General features: G+C 46.6%; 17 protein-coding genes. 16 read left to right on the forward strand and 1 reads right to left on the reverse strand.

Features of this window, described 5'->3' with window-relative positions:
- The first annotated feature begins 162 nt into the window (after positions 1 to 162).
- The 16 genes from argC to VSQ62_RS07910 all read left to right on the forward strand — a co-directional run bounded on the left by argC (position 163) and on the right by VSQ62_RS07910 (position 16,808).
- Positions 163 to 1,203, forward strand: coding sequence for an N-acetyl-gamma-glutamyl-phosphate reductase (gene argC, locus VSQ62_RS07835; RefSeq protein WP_334634159.1), 1,041 nt, complete (start codon positions 163 to 165; stop codon positions 1,201 to 1,203).
- A 33-nt stretch (positions 1,204 to 1,236) separates the two neighbouring features.
- Positions 1,237 to 1,683 (forward strand): GNAT family N-acetyltransferase, encoded by a 447-nt coding sequence (locus VSQ62_RS07840; protein ID WP_334634161.1) that lies wholly within the window; start codon positions 1,237 to 1,239, stop codon positions 1,681 to 1,683.
- Between the two features lie 52 nt (positions 1,684 to 1,735).
- Positions 1,736 to 2,959: a bifunctional glutamate N-acetyltransferase/amino-acid acetyltransferase ArgJ gene (gene argJ, locus VSQ62_RS07845; RefSeq protein ID WP_334634162.1), complete on the forward strand. Its 1,224-nt coding sequence runs from the start codon at positions 1,736 to 1,738 to the stop codon at positions 2,957 to 2,959.
- Positions 2,960 to 2,979: 20 nt separating this feature from the next.
- Positions 2,980 to 3,885: an acetylglutamate kinase gene (gene argB / locus VSQ62_RS07850; protein WP_334634164.1), complete on the forward strand. Its 906-nt coding sequence runs from the start codon at positions 2,980 to 2,982 to the stop codon at positions 3,883 to 3,885.
- Complete coding sequence (locus VSQ62_RS07855; protein ID WP_334634166.1) at positions 3,882 to 5,063, forward strand: aspartate aminotransferase family protein; 1,182 nt, start codon at positions 3,882 to 3,884, stop codon at positions 5,061 to 5,063. Before argB ends, VSQ62_RS07855 begins: the two co-directional genes overlap by 4 nt.
- 74 nt (positions 5,064 to 5,137) lie before the next feature.
- The gene (locus VSQ62_RS07860) at positions 5,138 to 5,569 is read left to right on the forward strand and encodes a DMT family transporter (protein ID WP_334634167.1); all 432 of its coding nucleotides are present in this window, start codon (positions 5,138 to 5,140) and stop codon (positions 5,567 to 5,569) included.
- Between the two features lie 64 nt (positions 5,570 to 5,633).
- Entirely contained in the window at positions 5,634 to 6,332 is a 699-nt protein-coding gene (locus VSQ62_RS07865; protein ID WP_334634168.1) for a helix-hairpin-helix domain-containing protein, read from the forward strand.
- Between the two features lie 28 nt (positions 6,333 to 6,360).
- Positions 6,361 to 7,050, forward strand: coding sequence for a response regulator transcription factor (locus tag VSQ62_RS07870; protein WP_334634170.1), 690 nt, complete (start codon positions 6,361 to 6,363; stop codon positions 7,048 to 7,050).
- Positions 6,980 to 8,473 (forward strand): sensor histidine kinase, encoded by a 1,494-nt coding sequence (locus VSQ62_RS07875; protein WP_334634171.1) that lies wholly within the window; start codon positions 6,980 to 6,982, stop codon positions 8,471 to 8,473. The genes VSQ62_RS07870 and VSQ62_RS07875 overlap by 71 nt, the downstream gene beginning before the upstream one ends.
- A 30-nt stretch (positions 8,474 to 8,503) precedes the next feature.
- A complete protein-coding gene (locus VSQ62_RS07880) occupies positions 8,504 to 9,451 on the forward strand; it encodes a GerMN domain-containing protein (protein WP_334634173.1) in 948 nt (315 codons plus the stop codon).
- A gap of 3 nt (positions 9,452 to 9,454) precedes the next feature.
- Entirely contained in the window at positions 9,455 to 11,998 is a 2,544-nt protein-coding gene (locus VSQ62_RS07885) for a ComEC/Rec2 family competence protein (RefSeq protein ID WP_334634175.1), read from the forward strand.
- A 184-nt stretch (positions 11,999 to 12,182) separates the two neighbouring features.
- Positions 12,183 to 13,691, forward strand: coding sequence for an ATP-binding protein (locus VSQ62_RS07890; RefSeq protein ID WP_334634176.1), 1,509 nt, complete (start codon positions 12,183 to 12,185; stop codon positions 13,689 to 13,691).
- A gap of 236 nt (positions 13,692 to 13,927) precedes the next feature.
- The gene (locus VSQ62_RS07895; RefSeq protein WP_334634178.1) at positions 13,928 to 14,947 is read left to right on the forward strand and encodes a tyrosine-type recombinase/integrase; all 1,020 of its coding nucleotides are present in this window, start codon (positions 13,928 to 13,930) and stop codon (positions 14,945 to 14,947) included.
- Entirely contained in the window at positions 14,937 to 15,707 is a 771-nt protein-coding gene (locus tag VSQ62_RS07900) for a hypothetical protein (RefSeq protein ID WP_334634180.1), read from the forward strand. Before VSQ62_RS07895 ends, VSQ62_RS07900 begins: the two co-directional genes overlap by 11 nt.
- On the forward strand, positions 15,695 to 16,444 hold the full coding sequence (locus VSQ62_RS07905; protein ID WP_334634182.1) for a tyrosine-type recombinase/integrase: 750 nt from the start codon (positions 15,695 to 15,697) through the stop codon (positions 16,442 to 16,444). The genes VSQ62_RS07900 and VSQ62_RS07905 overlap by 13 nt, the downstream gene beginning before the upstream one ends.
- Positions 16,419 to 16,808, forward strand: a complete 390-nt coding sequence (locus VSQ62_RS07910; protein ID WP_334634184.1) for a DUF6262 family protein — start codon at positions 16,419 to 16,421, stop codon at positions 16,806 to 16,808. The genes VSQ62_RS07905 and VSQ62_RS07910 overlap by 26 nt, the downstream gene beginning before the upstream one ends.
- A gap of 86 nt (positions 16,809 to 16,894) precedes the next feature.
- Here the strand turns inward: VSQ62_RS07910 and VSQ62_RS07915 are convergent, their stop codons facing one another.
- Complete coding sequence (locus tag VSQ62_RS07915) at positions 16,895 to 17,332, reverse strand: LytTR family DNA-binding domain-containing protein (protein ID WP_334634185.1); 438 nt, start codon at positions 17,330 to 17,332, stop codon at positions 16,895 to 16,897.
- Between the last annotated feature and the right edge of the window lie 317 nt (positions 17,333 to 17,649).

Below are 17,649 nucleotides of genomic sequence, written 5' to 3' on the forward strand. Positions count from 1 at the left end.
AAAACCGGCAAGATGCAAGAAAACAAAAAAACTATTGAATAATATTCATAGAAGATGTATAATTATGCAAATGCTGATAACCAATATGTATCTCCCTCTGGACAAAACCCTCAATTTGGTTTATATTGATTGAGGTTATTACATAGAAAGGATGCAGAACAGATGATTAATGTAGGAATTATCGGAGCGACCGGTTATGCCGGAAATGAACTGGTGCGTATATTGACGGGCCATAAAGACGCGAAGATCGTATGGTATGGTTCGAGAAGCTATATAGATAAGAAATATGCCGAGGTATACCAGAATATGTTTCAGATCGTAGACGACGAATGCCTGGATGATAATATGGAAGAACTGGCCGAGCAGGCGGACGTGATCTTCACGGCTACCCCCCAGGGCTTCTGCGCATCCATGATGAATGATGAGATCTTAAGTAAGACGAAGATTATTGACTTAAGCGCGGATTACCGGATTAAGGATGCGGCGGTATATGAGAAATGGTACGGTATCGAACACAAGAGCCCTCAGTTTATCGGGGAGGCGGTCTACGGGCTGTGCGAGGTGAACCGGGAGGCTGTGAAGAAGGCGAGATTGGTCGCGAATCCGGGCTGCTACACCACCTGTTCGATCCTAACGGCGTATCCGCTGGCGAAGGAAGGACTGATCGATATGAATACATTGATCATCGACGCCAAGTCCGGGACTTCCGGTGCGGGCAGGGGAGCCAAATTGCCGAACCTTTACTGCGAGGTCAATGAGAATATCAAGGCTTACGGTGTCGCGTCCCACAGACATACGCCTGAGATCGAGGAGCAGTTGGGATATGCGGCGAATGAACCGGTCGTGATCAATTTTACCCCTCATCTGGTCCCCATGAACCGGGGGATCCTGGCGACAGAATACGCGTCCCTGAAGAAGGATGTTACATATAAAGAAGTAAAAGCGGTATACGACAATTATTATCAGAACGAGAGATTTGTCCGTGTGCTTGGGGAGGGTGTCTGTCCGGAGACGAAATGGGTGGAAGGCAGCAACTATGTGGATATTAATTTCAAGATCGACCCAAGGACGAAACGCATTATCATGATGGGAGCAATCGACAATTTGGTAAAAGGAGCGGCAGGGCAGGCGGTACAGAATATGAACCTGATGTTCGGGCTGCCGGAGAGTGAAGGACTTGAATTAGTTCCCATATTCCCTTAAGAACCGGAGAGTGAGCTTAGAAAGAGGCAGATTATGATTCGAACGATGGCAATGGAAGATTATGACGGGGTCTATGCGCTCTGGACGAAGATCCGGGGATTTGGCTTAAGGAGCGTGGATGATTCAAGAGAAGGGATTGAGCGTTTCCTTAGAAGGAATCCGACCACCAGCGTCGTGGCAGTCGAGGACGGGAAGGTAGTAGGAAGTATCTTGTGCGGTCATGACGGGAGGCGCGGTTGTCTGTACCATGTGTGTGTGGACGAGGAGTACAGGAGGCGCGGGATCGGCAAGGCCATGGTTGTAAAGGCTATGGAGGAGCTTAAGAAGGAAGAGATCAACAAGGTCTGCTTGATTGCATTTACGAAAAATGATATCGGCAATGCATTCTGGAATACCATAGGATGGACGAAGAGGCAGGATCTGAACTATTATGATTTTGTGTTAAATGAGAAAAACATTACCGCATTCAATGAGCAGTAACGAACGTGTTGATCGGTGCAAATGTGAGGATAGAAAAGGAGATATAAGAAGGATGGAGATTATCAAGGGCGGCGTGACCGCGGCAAAGGGATATGAGGCTGCATCAACGGCAGCAGGGATCAAGTATACAGACAGGACAGATATGGCGATGATCTATAGCCAGGCACCGTGCGCGGCGGCGGGGACATTTACGACGAATGTGGTGAAGGCGGCTCCGGTCAGATGGGATCAGCAGGTGATAGCAGGCGGCGATTCCGTTCAGGCTGTGATCGTGAATTCCGGGATCGCCAATGCATGTACGGGAACAGAGGGCTTCGGATATTGTAAGGATACGGCAAAGGCGGCTGCCGAAGCGCTTGGAATATCAGAATCCGGCGTGCTGATCGGTTCGACAGGAGTGATCGGGAAGCAGATCCCCATCGATAAGCTGACTGCGGGAATCAAGGAGCTGGCAGAGAAGAAGAACGATACGATCGCAAACGGCACTGAAGCGGCGAAGGCGATCATGACTACGGATACCTTCGAGAAGGAGCTGGCAGTGACCATCGAGGCCGGCGGCAGGACGGTGACCATCGGCGGCATGGCGAAGGGGTCAGGAATGATCCATCCTAACATGTGCACCATGCTTGCATTTATCACGACGGATGCGGTGATTGCCAAAGAGACGCTGCAGAAAGCGCTCAGCCAGGATATCAAGGACACTTATAATATGATCTCGGTGGATGGAGACACTTCTACCAATGATACGGTAATCCTGCTGGCAAATGGTCTGGCGGAGAATGAAGAGATTGTGGAGGGAACGGAGGATTATCAGAAGTTTAAAGAAGCTCTCCATACAGTCAACGAATATCTGGCGAAGAAGATCGCCGGTGACGGAGAGGGCGCGACTGCGTTGTTCGAGGTACAGGCAGTGGGATGCGAGAGCGTAGAGCAGGCGAGAGCGCTTGCCAAGTCTATCGTATGCTCGAACCTTACGAAGACGGCGATCGCCGGGCATGACGCCAACTGGGGGAGGATTCTGTGTGCCATGGGATATTCCGGCGCACAGTTCGACCCGGAGAGGGTGGATCTGTTCTTCGAGAGCAAGGCGGGAAAGATCCAGATCATCGAGAATGGAACGGCTGTGGATTACAGTGAGGAAGAGGCGACGAAGATCTTGTCTGAGCCGGAGGTGACGGCGATCGCGGATGTCAAGATGGGAGATAAGGAAGCGACGGCGTGGGGATGCGACCTGACGCATGGCTATATTGAGATCAATGCGGACTATAGAAGTTAAATAACAGGAGATGGCAGATCATGAATAAATCGATGCAGAAATATCTGGATAAGGCGGAGGTCCTGATTGAGGCGCTTCCATATATCCAACGGTTCAACCGGAAGATCATAGTGGTAAAATACGGCGGGAGCGCCATGGTGGACGATCAGCTAAAGGAGCAGGTCATCCAGGATGTGACGCTTCTGAAGCTGGTAGGATTCAAACCTATTATCGTCCACGGCGGCGGCAAGGAGATCAGCAGATGGGTCGGCAAGGTGGGGATGGAGCCGGAATTCGTCAACGGCCTTCGGGTAACGGACGAGGCGACCATGGAACTTGCCGAGATGGTCCTTGGGAAGGTGAACAAAGGACTGGTTCAGCTGGTGGAGAGCTTAGGCGTCCGCGCGATCGGGATCAGCGGCAAGGACGGCGCGCTGCTCAAGGTAGAGAAGAAGTACGCGGACGGGGCGGATATCGGATTCGTAGGAGAGGTTAGGGAGGTCAATGCGGATATTCTGTTTGACCTGTTGGAGAAAGATTTCCTCCCGATTGTATGTCCAGTAGGAATGGATGAGGATTTTAATACATATAATATCAATGCGGATGATGCCGCGTGTGCGATCGCAAGGGCTGTGAATGCGGAAAAGCTTGCGTTCCTGACGGATATCGAAGGCGTGTACAAGGATCCTTCCGATCCGGACACTCTGATCTCCGAGCTTCGTGTCTCGGATGGACGGGCATTGATGGAGGAAGGTTATATCGAAGGCGGTATGCTGCCGAAGCTTCAGAATTGCATGGACGCCATTGAGAACGGCGTATCCAGGGTGCATATCCTGGACGGACGGATTCCTCACTGCCTGCTTCTTGAGATATTTACGAATAAGGGGATCGGAACGGCGATCTTGAATGACACAGAAGAAAAATACTATCATGGAGAAGAGAGATGAATCAATACATAGAAGAGACAAATAACGGACTTGTGCATACTTATAACCGTTTCCCGGTGGTTCTTGACCGGGGCGAGGGTGTGTATCTCTATGATACGGACGGGAAGAAATATCTTGATTTCGCGGCGGGGATCGCAGTATCCGGTCTTGGCTATGGGAATCAAGAGCTGAACCAGACGCTTAAAGACCAGGTGGACCGTCTTTTACATACCTCCAACCTCTATTATAATACGAGCTGCGGGGAAGCGGCGGCGGCGCTTAAGCGAGTCTCGGAGATGGACAGGATATTTTTCACCAACAGCGGGACGGAGGCCATCGAAGGAGCGCTCAAGTCGGCGAGGAAATATGCCTGGAAGAAAGGAACCGGGAGATATGAATTTATCGCGATGGACCATTCCTTCCACGGACGCAGTATCGGGGCGGTGTCCGTGACAGGAAGCGAGGCGTACCGCACACCCTTTGAACCGATGCTTCCGGGGGTGAGCTTCGCGAAGTTCAACGATCTTGACAGTGTGAAGGCCAGGGTTACGGACTGTACCTGTGCTATTATCCTGGAGCCTCTGCAGGGAGAAGGCGGTATCAACCGGGCAGACAGGGAGTTCATGGAAGGGATCCGAAGGCTCTGCGACGAGGAAGGGATCCTGATGATCTGTGACGAGATTCAGTGCGGCATGGGCAGGACAGGCGAGATGTTCGCCTGGCAGTCTTACGGTACGAAGCCGGATATCATGGCTATGGCGAAAGCGATAGGGAATGGGATCCCGGTAGGAGCATTTGCCATGACGGAGAAGGTGGCTGAGTATTCTCTGGAGCCAGGAGATCACGGGACGACTTATGGAGGCAATCCGCTGGCATGCGCGGCCGTGGCCAAGACGGTTGAGATCTTCGAACGGGAGGACATTGTATCGCATGTACGGGAAATCGGCGGTTATCTTGCAGGGAAGCTTGACGCGCTTGTATCAGAGTACGATACGGTGCTGGAACGAAGAGGCGTCGGCCTGATCCAGGGAATCAAGGTGGAGGAGCCGGCAGGCGAAGTGATCAGCCGGGCGCTTGAAGCCGGACTTATCGTAATCAGCGCGAGAAATAATGTGATCCGTCTTGTTCCGCCGCTTATCATCGAGAAAAAACATGTTGATGAGATGCTTGAGAAGCTTAAACGCGCCATAGAGGCATAGAAAATCAATCATTGGATATACTATTTCGAAGGAGAGAGTCTGAAATTTCACGGACAGAAACGGAGGTATATTCAATGGTTGGTTTTTTTATTGCATTACTCTCGGGCGCGCTGATGAGTGTGCAGGGTGTGTTCAACACACAAGTGACGAAGACGACTGGAATGTGGGTCAGCAATGCCTGGGTGCAGCTGACTGCATTTGCGGTGTGTTTTGCGGCATGGCTGATCGCAGGGCGTGATAATGTCATGACGCTTACCAAGGTGGAGCCTAAGTACGTGCTGCTTGGCGGCGTGATCGGCGCGGGGATCACTCTGACTGTGATCAAGAGTATGGAACAGCTTGGACCGGCGAAGGCCGCGCTCCTTATTGTGATCGCCCAGCTCATTGTCGCATATGTGATAGAGCTTCTGGGGCTTTTTGGAGTGGATAAGGAGCCATTGGAGTGGAGGAAGATAATCGGGATGGGAATTGCGTTGATTGGAGTTGCAATTTTCCAATGGAAATAGTACAATAAATGGGTAATGCATATACGGGGTATTTGCAGTTTCGGCAGACTGTAAAGGAGTTTGTATGCATAGAAGAATTGTTTATAGGGTTACAGCAGCGTTTGTGATGAGCCTGGTCCTGTTGTCGGGATGTTCCGGTGTCCGGACAGGACAGGGAGAAGAACTTAAGGAGCTGACAGATACAGGGTCAGAAGAGGTACAGGAGGATAAATCCGCTGCCGGGGTGACGAAGGAAGAAGAACTCGAGGAACCCTTGCAGGAAGAGATGCAGTGTACGGATGACAGCCAAGAGGTCTATGTCCATGTGTGCGGACAGGTTGCATGTCCGGGAGTCTATCTGCTCCCTGCGGGCAGCCGTCTGTATGAAGCGATCGAGGCGGCGGGAGGCCTGTCGGAGAATGGGGCGGGCGAGCTGCTGAATCAGGCGGCGCAGATAGAGGACGGGCAGCAGATCTATGTACCGTCCAGAGAAGAAGCGGCGCAGCTTCAAGCGGGCCAAAGCGTGTCGAATATGGGAGAGGCAGGTCAGAATGTGTCGACTCCCGGAACGTCCGGGCCTTCTGATGACGGGAAGATCGACCTTAACAGGGCAACCAGAGAACAATTGATGACACTCAGCGGTATCGGAGAAGCCAAGGCAGATTCGATCATCGCTTACAGAGAAGTACACGGCGGCTTTCGGAAGATTGAAGAACTGATGGAAGTTGACGGAATTAAGGAAGGCGTATTTAACAAAGTAAAGGATCAGATAAAAGTTTCGTAATCAAGGCAGATATTGAGGGAGAGAGTAGATGAGCAGAAGGGTATTGGTTGTAGATGATGAAAAACTAATCGTGAAAGGAATTCGTTTCAGCCTGGAACAGGATGGGATGAAGGTTGACTGTGCTTATGACGGAGAAGAGGCGCTGAAGCTGGCGAAAGAGAATGCCTATGATCTGATCTTGTTAGATATTATGCTTCCCAAGAATGACGGCTTTGAGGTGTGTCAGCAGATACGGGAATTCTCCGACGTACCGATCGTGATGCTGACGGCAAGGAATGATGATATGGATAAGATCCTTGGTCTGGAATACGGCGCGGATGATTACATAACGAAGCCTTTCAACATCCTGGAGGTAAAGGCGCGGATCAAGGCGATCATGCGGCGTACCGGCAAGCGGGATCAGAATCAGGTCAACGATAAGATGATCATCAAGGGCAGCATGCGGATCGACTGTGAGAGCAGGCGGGTCGTGATAGATGACAAAGAGGTGAATCTTACGGCGAAGGAATTCGATCTCTTAGAGCTTCTTGCCATGAATCCGAATAAGGTGTACAGCCGGGAGAATCTGCTGAATATTGTGTGGGGGTATGAATATCCCGGCGACGCGAGAACGGTAGACGTACATATCCGAAGGCTGAGAGAAAAGGTTGAGACGAATCCAAGCGATCCGAAATACGTCTATACTAAATGGGGAGTTGGTTATTATTTCAGGGGTTAAGAGATATCTGAAATGGGGTATATGGAAGAGCCTTCGCGCCCGGATCGTCCTCCTCGTCATACTGGCGGGGACGATTCCGGCGCTTGTTTTAAGGGGAGTAGTCTTAAGCAGCTTCGAGAAAAGAGAAGTGGAGGTTCGGACTGCAGAGATACAGAATCAGTGTACAATTCTATGTAACCAGTTAAGTGATGTGAATTATATTACTGGCGATATGTCTGAGGTGTTAAAGTCAGAGCTGGTCCAGATGTCTAATATCTACAATGGACGGGTTCTGGTTATAGATCATGATTTTCGCATTCAGGAAGATACGTACGATATGGACAAGGGTAAGACGATCGTATCTGAAGATGTGATCCGGTGCTTTAAGGGTAAAGGCACCAGTAATTATGATGCAAAGAATCGTTATATCGAGGTTACTTCTCCGATCTATGACAAGGGAACAGAGAAAGCGGTAGGTGTGATGCTGATCAGCGTATCTACGGATATGATCTCTGACAGTGTGGAGATTCTGGACGACAGAGTGATCGCCGTGTGCCTTACCATCGGGATGGTGGCTGTGATACTGGCGTTCTCCGCGGGATTCGTTATGACGAGGCCGTTCCGCAGGATCAGTGATTCTATAGCGGCCGTGACGGAAGGCTATGAGGACGATTATCTTCATGAGAAGGCCTATACAGAAACTATGCTGATATCGGATGCATTTAACAAGATGCTTGGCAGGATGAAAGTGCTGAATGATTCTCGTAATGAGTTCGTATCCAACGTGTCGCATGAGCTTAAGACGCCGCTGACTTCTATGAAGGTGCTGGCAGATTCGCTGTTGATCCAGGAGGATGTGCCGGCTGAGTTATATAAGGAATTCATGGGAGATCTGTCGGAGGAGATAGAGCGGGAGAATAAGATCATCAACGACCTTCTGTCTCTGGTCAAGATGGACAAGACGGCGAACACGCTGAATATTAAGTCTGAGAATATGAATACGCTGATCGAGAAGATCTTAAAGAGACTCCGCCCGATTGCGGCGACACGCAATATCGAATTGGTGTTTGAGAGCTTCCGGCCGGTAACTGCGGAGGTGGATGAGATGAAGCTGTCTCTTGCCATCACGAATCTGGTAGAGAATGCTATCAAGTATAATAAGGAGAACGGATGGGTTCATGTGTCCTTGAATGCAGATCATAAGAACTGCCATATTGAGGTGGCAGATTCCGGGATCGGAATTCCGCAGGAGGCAGTGGAGCATGTGTTCGAGAGGTTCTATCGTGTGGACAAGTCTCACTCCAGGGAGATCGGCGGGACCGGGCTTGGCCTTGCCATTGCAAGGAGCGCGGTGGTCATGCACCGCGGGGCGATCAGGGTATACAGCCAGGTGGGGGCAGGAACTACATTTACCGTGCGTATTCCTCTGATATACGTTTCATAGAGGGAACTTTACAGGACTGGGGGAAGGCAAATGCGAAGTATTCTTAATAGGAGATATTGCCTGACGGCGCGGGGCGTGTGTCTGATCATGTGTCTGCTGCTCATCGGCGGATGCGGGAGAGGCAAGGGTTCCGGTCCGGGAAAGGGCGGCACATTCGTTTATTATGTGAATACAGAGGGAACGGATCTGGTGAAGAAGAGTTATCAGATAGAAGATGTTACGATAGAGAAATCCATTGGAGATATGCTGAAAACTATGCAGAAGGAGCCGGATTCGATCGATTATAAGAGTGTATTTCCGAAAGGGATCCGAGTTCAGAGCTGGGTGCTGACCGAGGAATCTATTCTGGATATCCATTTTAACAGTAAGTATGCAGGCATGAAGCCGGAGGAGGAGCTGCTTCTTCGGGCAGGAGTCGTACAATCGCTGGCACAGATCCATGGGGTGGATTATATAGATTTTTATATAGAGGATGAGCCGCTCGTGGACAGTGTGGGAGAGGCGATCGGATATATGAACGCGGAGAATTTCCTTCAGTACAAAGGATCCTCGTTACATTTGTACCAACTGGGGAATCTGAAGCTGTATTTCGCAAATGACAAGGGCGACAGGCTGGTACAGAGAGAAGTGAGTATCCGGTACAACAGCAATATGTCCATCGAGAGACTGATCGTGGACCAGTTGATCAAGGGATCTTCCGCGGAAGGCATCGGGCCGGTGATGCCGCCGGAGACGAAGGTGATCGGGGTGTCGGTGAAGGACAGCGTCTGTTATGTGAATCTGGATGAAGGATTCTTGAACAACACATATGTCACGGATCCAAGGATTACGGTCTATGCGATCGTGAATTCGATCGTCGACGGAGGAGCGTCCAGCCAGGTGCAGATCTCGGTGAACGGGGATTCTAATATCAAATATATGGGAAGCGTGGATCTAAGCAAGCCGCTGTCGAGGGACTTGGATCTGGTAGGAGAGTGAAACGTGAAAGACAGACCGTTAATGTATACCTGTCTGGTAATATTGGTATTGATAATGCTGGCGGTCACATGCGGGAGGGAGAAGCTTGTCAGGGAGCTTCGTCCTTCGCCGCTTGAGTCGGCGGCACCGCCGGGAGGTGCGGTCGTACTGCAGGGGCAGGTGTACCAGACAGAACAAAGATCAGATTATCAGAGATTATATCTAAAGGACAATTCTATTCAATATCAGGAACAGACAGTTCAAGAATCAAGGATTATCATCTATACAGATTCCAACTTACAGTTTCATATGGGGAATAAGATAAAGGTCAGGGGAGAGGTCTCTTTTTTTGAAAACGCGAGGAATCCAGGAAACTTTGACCAGAAGCGTTATTATCAGATCAGGGATATCCACGGGATGGTATGGGCAGAGGAGATTGCTCTGTTGGATGCTGGCGTGTGGAGATGGCGTTCGAAGCTTGCTGAATTTCGCAGACGGTGGCAGGAGACGCTCGTATCGGCTCTGGGAGTAGAGGACGGGACCGCTATGGGGGCAATGATGCTTGGAGAGAAATCGGAGATGGATCAGGAGCTGAAGATGCTTTATCAGGTTAATGGGATCGGGCATATTTTGGCGATCTCGGGGCTGCATCTATCCTTTATAGGGATTGGGATGTATAAGATACTGCGGAGGATTACGGGGTCTTATCCGGTTGGAGGGGCGTTTGGTATTTTATTTCTGGCGCTGTATATTCTTATGGTTGGATTTACCGTATCCGCGGTGCGGGCCTTAGTGATGTTTCTATTCCGGGTAGGGGCGGATATGGCGGGGCGGCATTATGATGCGCCGACAGCGCTTTCTGCGGCGGCGGTTGCGGTGTTAGTGTGGCGGCCGCTCAGTCTGTATGACGGCGGATTCTGGCTGTCCTTTGGGGCGGTGCTTGCGGTTCTTACTGTGGTGCAGGTGGTGCAGGAAGAAATATCTGTGTACACATTACATAACAATGGACAACAGGTGGGGACAAGGACGCAGCAGAGTTCCTTGAAGCAGAATAAGAAAGACGGTCCTTGGCCTGTATATTTAAGGAGATTTTGGGAATATGTAGGGCAGGTGATTTTACAGGGGTTGACGGCCAGCATCGGTATCAATCTGGTTATTCTTCCGATTCTGCTCTATTATTTCTTTGAATTTCCGATGTATTCTTTTGTCCTGAATCTTTGTGTGATCCCATTGATGTCCGTGTTGCTGTTTTTGGGGATGGCGGGAAGTCTGCTGGCATTGTGGCTTCCCTCGGTATCTTCCTTTCTATTTTGGGTATGCGGAAAGATTCTATGCTTCTATCAGATGAGCTGCAAGGTAGCGCTTCATCTTCCGGGAGCGAGGCTTGTGGCCGGAAGGCCTGAGATGTGGCAGATTGCGGTATATTATGTATTTTTGTTTTTAGGATTGATTCTGCTGAGGTATATCGCATCAATGAAGGAACAGGATAAGCAAGGGGAGGAAAGGGGTCAAGACTATCAGGGGTATGGAAAGGATCGAAGGTTCATACAATCTAACAGAGTGGATAAATCCATTAGTTTTAATAACAGAATGAGTGGAAGAGCAGGCAGGAGTGCGTGGAAAGGGTGGCCTGTGGTTTTTCTGTGGACAGTGGGAGTAATTATTTTAACGACTCATTTTGGAGAGTCAGGGAAACTTATGATAGCGGTCTTGGATGTGGGGCAGGGAGACGGGATTTTCATGAAAGGACCGGAGGGCGGCACCTATCTGGTGGATGGCGGGAGCAGTGATGTAAAAAAGGTGGGACAATACAGGCTGGAGCCATTCCTGAAATCCCAAGGAGTCGGGGTGCTTGATTATGTACTGATCTCCCATGGCGACGGCGATCACAGGAACGGTGTAGAAGAGCTGATTGAGAGACAGGATATCGGAGTGAAGATCCGGACGCTGGTGTTGCCGGTGCAGGAGGCGTGGGATGAGGCTTTGGCAGGTCTGGCAAAGAAAGCAAAAGATTATGGAATCCGTGTGGTTGTGATAGAGCCTGGACAGAATATCCGGGAAGGGGAAATGGCAATTACGTGTATACAGCCGGGGAATCTGGGAATAAAATCAGAGAACGCCGGATTGCGGAAGGAAAATACTGTGCCGGAGACAGGCAGTATAATACCTGTGACCGAGAAACTGGAATCGGGTAACGAGGCATCTATGGTATTGGCTGTACAGTATGGGAAGTTTGATATGCTTTTGACCGGGGACGTAGAGGGAGAAGGAGAAAAACAGCTTACACAGCAATTAGAAGAGAGCTATCCAGATTGTACATGGGAGGTTCTTAAAGTAGCGCATCATGGCTCTAAGAATTCGTCAACAGAAGAAGTTCTTCAACAGATTCAGCCAGCTTATGCGTTCATTTCCGCAGGACAAGAGAATCGGTATGCGCATCCGCATCAGGAAACGATAGAGAGACTTGCAGACGTTGGCTGTAAAATCTATTCTACGCAGGAAAATGGGGCGATTATAGTGGAGGTGGAGGATGGGGAATTATCAAGAATGGAGAAATGGCAAAGATAGATTGAAAAAGGGATACTATGAAACGGAATTTCTATGGAAATGCCGTTGTTTAGTTGTTATAATGTATTTGGGAATAAACGGAAAATCTAATAGATAAAAAAGTATGCAGCATCATTTGTTTGTTGTAACTGCGAGACGGCATGGAAATTTATGGAAATGAAATATGGGAAATAAAGGAGTATTTATGTTTATTTCAGATTTTGTTGGTGAGTCAAATGAATATGATAAAAAGCTTATATTAGAAGAAAAGAGACCGAAGAGCTGGCTGAAAAGTGTCAGTGCTTTTGCAAATGGCAAAGGTGGTATTCTATTCTTTGGAGTGGCAGATGATGATACGTTGATCGGTCTTGAAGATGCTAGGCGAGTTTCTGAAAAAATCAGTGAAATAATCAAGACAAGAATGGATCCGATTCCGCAGACAGACTTGGAACTTCATGAAGAGAACGGAAAGCAGTTTATTATTCTGCGGATATTGCCAGGAGTAGAAACTCCGTACTATTATGTGGGTGATGGAAGCAGGACAGCGTTTGTGCGTGTTGGAAATGAAAGTGTACAAGCTGGAGCAATTGAACTGAAACGCCTTGTATTGCGTGGAAGTAATCAAACTTACGATAGTCTGTCTTCGTATTATCCATATGAGAATTATGCTTTTACAAAGCTTCGGTCTGTATATCGGCAGCGAACCGGTAAGAAGCTGGAAGAGGCAGATTTTATTTCTTTCGGGCTGGTAGACGAGAATGGGATGCTCACCAATGCGGGAGTCTTATTAGCAGACGAATCACCAATGCGCCATTCCAGACTTTTTTGTACTCGCTGGAATGGGCTGAATAAAGCATCGGGAGTAATGGAAGCACTGGATGATAAGGAATTTAGCGGAAGCCTGCTTATACTGCTTCAGGGCGGGGAAGAATTTATAAAAAATAATACGAAAAAACGTTGGAAGAAAACCTTAGATGGCCGTCTTGAGATGCCAGATATACCAGAGCGGGCGGCGCTTGAATGTATCGTGAATGGATTGATCCATCGAGATTATCTGGAATTAGGAAGTGAAGTACACATTGATATTTTTGACGACCGTATGGAGATCTATTCTCCAGGCGGTATGTTTGACGGTTCTTTTGTGCAGAATCTTGACACGGATCATGTGCCTTCCAGACGGCGGAATCCGATCATCGCAGATGTTTTCAGCCGAATGAATTATATGGAGCGCAGAGGAAGCGGGTTCAAAAAGATTAAGCATGATTATCACAGATCTGTTAATTATCGCCCGGAGTTAGAACCTGTATTCTATTCAGACGCATCCTCATTTTGGGTGACGCTTTATAATCTGAATTATAATGTTACGGTTGAAGGAGTGGATGTAGGGGATCGAAAACAGTTTTTTGCAAAGGAAAAAGCAGTTGTTTTGAATGAAAAGCAGTTGTTTGGGGATAAAAAAACAGTTGTTTCGAAGAAAAAACAGTTGTTTGAAAAGAAAATAAATGAATCGAGGATTAGTACACTTGCAAAGGAAAAGATCTTGCGATTGTATGAACAGTATAGCGATGATATGTATTTTTCCAGAGCAGATGTAATGAGAATAGCTGGAATTACATCGTCACCAGCAGGAGAGTTAATTAAAAAAATGAAAAGTGAAAAATTGATCGTACCGGTGATTGGACACGGAAAAGGCAGATATCGATTTAATATTTAGATTACGTCTGAGGATGAAAGCAAGATTGTATATGCAAATCTAATAAGGAAGGGATGGTATGTTTTGTGGGGATACCATCTCACTTTTTTTACAAGTATCTGGTATCCTTCTTACTATGAAGGGCAATAAACAATTTAAAACCATAAAAGAACCGGTATCATCAGATTGTGGATAAGGTACAGAGAATCCTTTTTATAGAGGCTAAGGATATAAACTGGGAGGCAAATGTATGGTACTTGGAGCGTTTTCAGTTTGATGCAACACGTTATGATCCGACAAGGCCGGTAAAGCGGATTTCCTTTTTGGATATAGCGGATAAAGGAAATCGGGAATATCTAAAGAAATATGTAAAATATCAGCTTGGTGTGACAGGAGCTTCTGTCCAGAATATTTGGGCACGGACATATATTACAAAAGCTTTTCTGCGTTTTCTGGATCAAGAAAAACTTGCGGTAGATAAACTGACTGCGGCAGAGATTGATTTGTATATGAGGAAGCTGCAGGAAGAAGATGTTGAAATGATAACTTTTAATGATAAAGTGGCAGAGATTCACTGCTTTTTTAGATTCCTGACAGCAAGGGGATACTATAGCAAGGTTCCGTTTTACCCGGAATACTATATCAAGCGGGCAACGGTGCCGCATCATTACCGGTCTGTGCCGCAGAATACTGTGACAGAGATCTTTAAGAATTTAAAAGGGCTGCCGGAAGATATGCGGCTTATGTATCTGCATTTATGGTGTCTTGGACTACGGATTAATGAAGTATGCTCTATAAAACGGGAAGGATATTATCTGAAGGAAGGGGTTGCCTGGCTTCGGATTTACCAGCATAAGATGAAGATGGAAAAGGTAATCCCAATCCCAATGCTGCTGTACCGGAGCATGATGGTATACATAGAACGAAGAAAAATCGGGTTGGATTCCTATGTATTTCAAAACTCGAAAGGAGGCCCGTATTTATCAACACGTTACTGGCATGAGATGGTGGACTGGTGCAATGAACTGGGAATCAGGTGTGGGGATCATGTATTCCAAACACACGATTACCGGCACAGCGTAGCCACTGCATTGTATGAACATGGGGCTTCGATTCAGGCGATCAGGGAATTCCTCGGACATAAGCATGAAAACATGACGCGGCGGTATATTGACTGTATCCAGAGGCATGTAGACCGTTCCAGTGAACAATATTATAAAGAGCAGAAAAGTCTGGCAAGTGAATGGAAAGAAGGAAGTGGGAAAGATGGAAGCTAAGATTTACATAAAAGAACTTCCCTGTTATCAAAGAAAAGGAAATGCTTCCGAAAAAAGAATCAGGGTTATGGAGCGGCATTTTTACGATTTAGGGCTCTTGGTAGCGGAGGGGCAGAAAAAGGAAATGGAAGCGTTCATACGGAGCCGTGGGGAAGAACTGAGTATGGCTACCGTAGATGCGGATATTATCCGCTATAATGTGATTGCCAGGTTTATGAAAGAGAAATTTCCCTTGCTTAATAGCTTCCGGGCAGTACCGGAAGAGGTCCTTGTTAAGAAATTTAAGGCATGGCTTTTAAACCACGGATATCAGATTACGCGGAAACATTATATGAAGAGCATGGGAAGGAATTTACAGGAGGAGGCAGGGCCGGTAAAGTACTTGCGTCTCTTGCTTCATTTCCTGGAACCGGAAGACAAACGGCCGGAGTGGGAAAAAGACGTGTGGAAGCTGGACAATCTGGGATTTGAGGTCAGGCAGAATCCGATACAGATGATAAGGACGATAAGATTTACAGGAATCAGGCAAGAGACAATAAAAGAAGAAGTGAAACAGGCATGTTATATCAGGATTAAATATTTATCCGTAGGTTCACTGCAGGGGGAGATACGTGCGGTAAGACATTTTTCAGAATTCCTTGCTGAGAGGAACCCGGAGATCACAAGCTTAGGAGAGGTGGGGCGGTTAAATATTGAGGAATATTTAACTCACATCAATCTGGAAAGAGGCCAGGAAAGAAACCTGAAATGGCAAATCTAAAAGATATGCTGCGGCAGGTAGGGAAAGTGATTGGCAATCCCAAGTTGGAGAAATTATTTATCAAACAGGATATGCCCAAAATGCCGGAAGTGGTATTCAAAACCTATTCTGACGAAGAAATAAGGCGGTTAAATTATTATATCGTCAATATGGAAGAACAGGTGGCGCGTGCGTTGATCCTGCATCAGATGCTTGGAGGAAGGATTTCCGATACCCTTACCTTGCGCACAGACTGCTTATATCAGGAGAACGGGCATTATATCGTTCGGATGTATCAGGTAAAGACCTCTTATTATGAAAAACCAGTTCCGGATGATGTGGCTAAGATAATTCAGAAATCAATGGAATATACCTATGAAAAGTATGGGGAAACCGAATATATTTTTGTGAATGAATCGAATCCTTCCTTACCGTTTCAATATTCTATGTTGAAACACCGTGTATACACGCTGATTCGTGAAAACAATATCTGTAAAGATAATGGAGAACGGATGGGGTTTGCCACACATTTATTTCGGCACTGCTATGGCATGAAGCTTGTGGAACTGCATCTGGATGATGCAGCCATCGCACATTTATTAGGGCATAGGGGCGTAAATACGGTTTATCGGTACCGGCGGACAAGCGGAAAGCTGATGGTAAAGGAGACTGAAGAACTAAGGAAAACAATGGATGAGATATTGAGTGAAATTATCAAGGAGTGGGATGGATATGAGCAAGTATTCCAAAATGGTTGAATCCAATCACAAGGCGAGCAAGGAGAAAATTGATTATGCGATCCGGACGATCAAAGAGATGCTGGAGAAAGAAGAGCAGCTCTTGGTTTGTGATTTGGTTCGGAAAACGGGATTGTCGAGGGCTTTCTTTTATAAGAATCCGGTGGTGAATAAATTCTTGAATGAGGCGAGGCAGCATCAGGAGGGCAAGGTGTTCCACCAGAAGAAAAAGGTGATTCTGGATTATGCACTGGAGCGGCAGAATGAGCTGATTAAGATAGAGTATGAAAAATCCCAGAGAGAGAATAAGGATTTGAAGGCGGAAAATGAAAAATTGAAGAAGGCACTTAAGAAAAAGGAAGTGGCGTTTATTAAAGGATTATAGGAAATATGGCAGCAGATAGGATATCTTAGAAATTATGGGGATATTCTATCTGCTGTTTTATGGATTAAGTACCTAATATGTCGTTCTCAAAATTGCTTTTTGGTTTTTGAGAATTCTGAAATAATGGAAATAGCATATTTTTTGCTCATGTGTATTTTGGCACCGTTAATTAAGATGATATCATTAGAACATATCGAACGAATTTTCCCTAATGAAACGATACGGTTTTGGGCACATTTGATAAAACCATAAGAAGATAGTGATTTTAATTCATTATTTAAGGTTCCATACTTATGATATGTGCCATGTTGAGTATAAATGGTAATTTGATGTTCTCGTATTTCCATATAGTATATATCCCATACACTCATTTTCGAGACAGATGTTCGCGTTTTGCAAATGTATTCTTGATGAGAATTTCTATAAAGTTGTAAAGCATTTTCTAAGCCAGAAGTCCCATATAAATCCAAAAAATCAGAGAGAGTTTTATTTAGCTTATCATTTATTTGCGTTTTTTTGACCAATTCATTTGTCTTTTCCTTTGTATATTCATGCTTCTATATATTAAGACAATTTATTCGAGAAAAACTTACGCAATTTTTGAAAAATTATATTTTATTTTCCTGATATGATGTTTGGGAACTTTTATATGATGTTTCGAGATTGATGGAAAATGGAAAATTTTGTATAATAATATCACATTTTGTAATATATGAAATTTGTATGGCCAACACATATCAAAATATGTGTTGGATAGAAAGCCTTTTTAAATGTTCAATATGAAAATCCAGTAGTGCAATTTTGGTGCAGAGGATGTTTAAATGGAAATTAATTTTCATAT

The organism is Sporofaciens sp. JLR.KK001 (assembly GCF_036941055.1).
Classification (GTDB): domain Bacteria; phylum Bacillota; class Clostridia; order Lachnospirales; family Lachnospiraceae; genus Sporofaciens.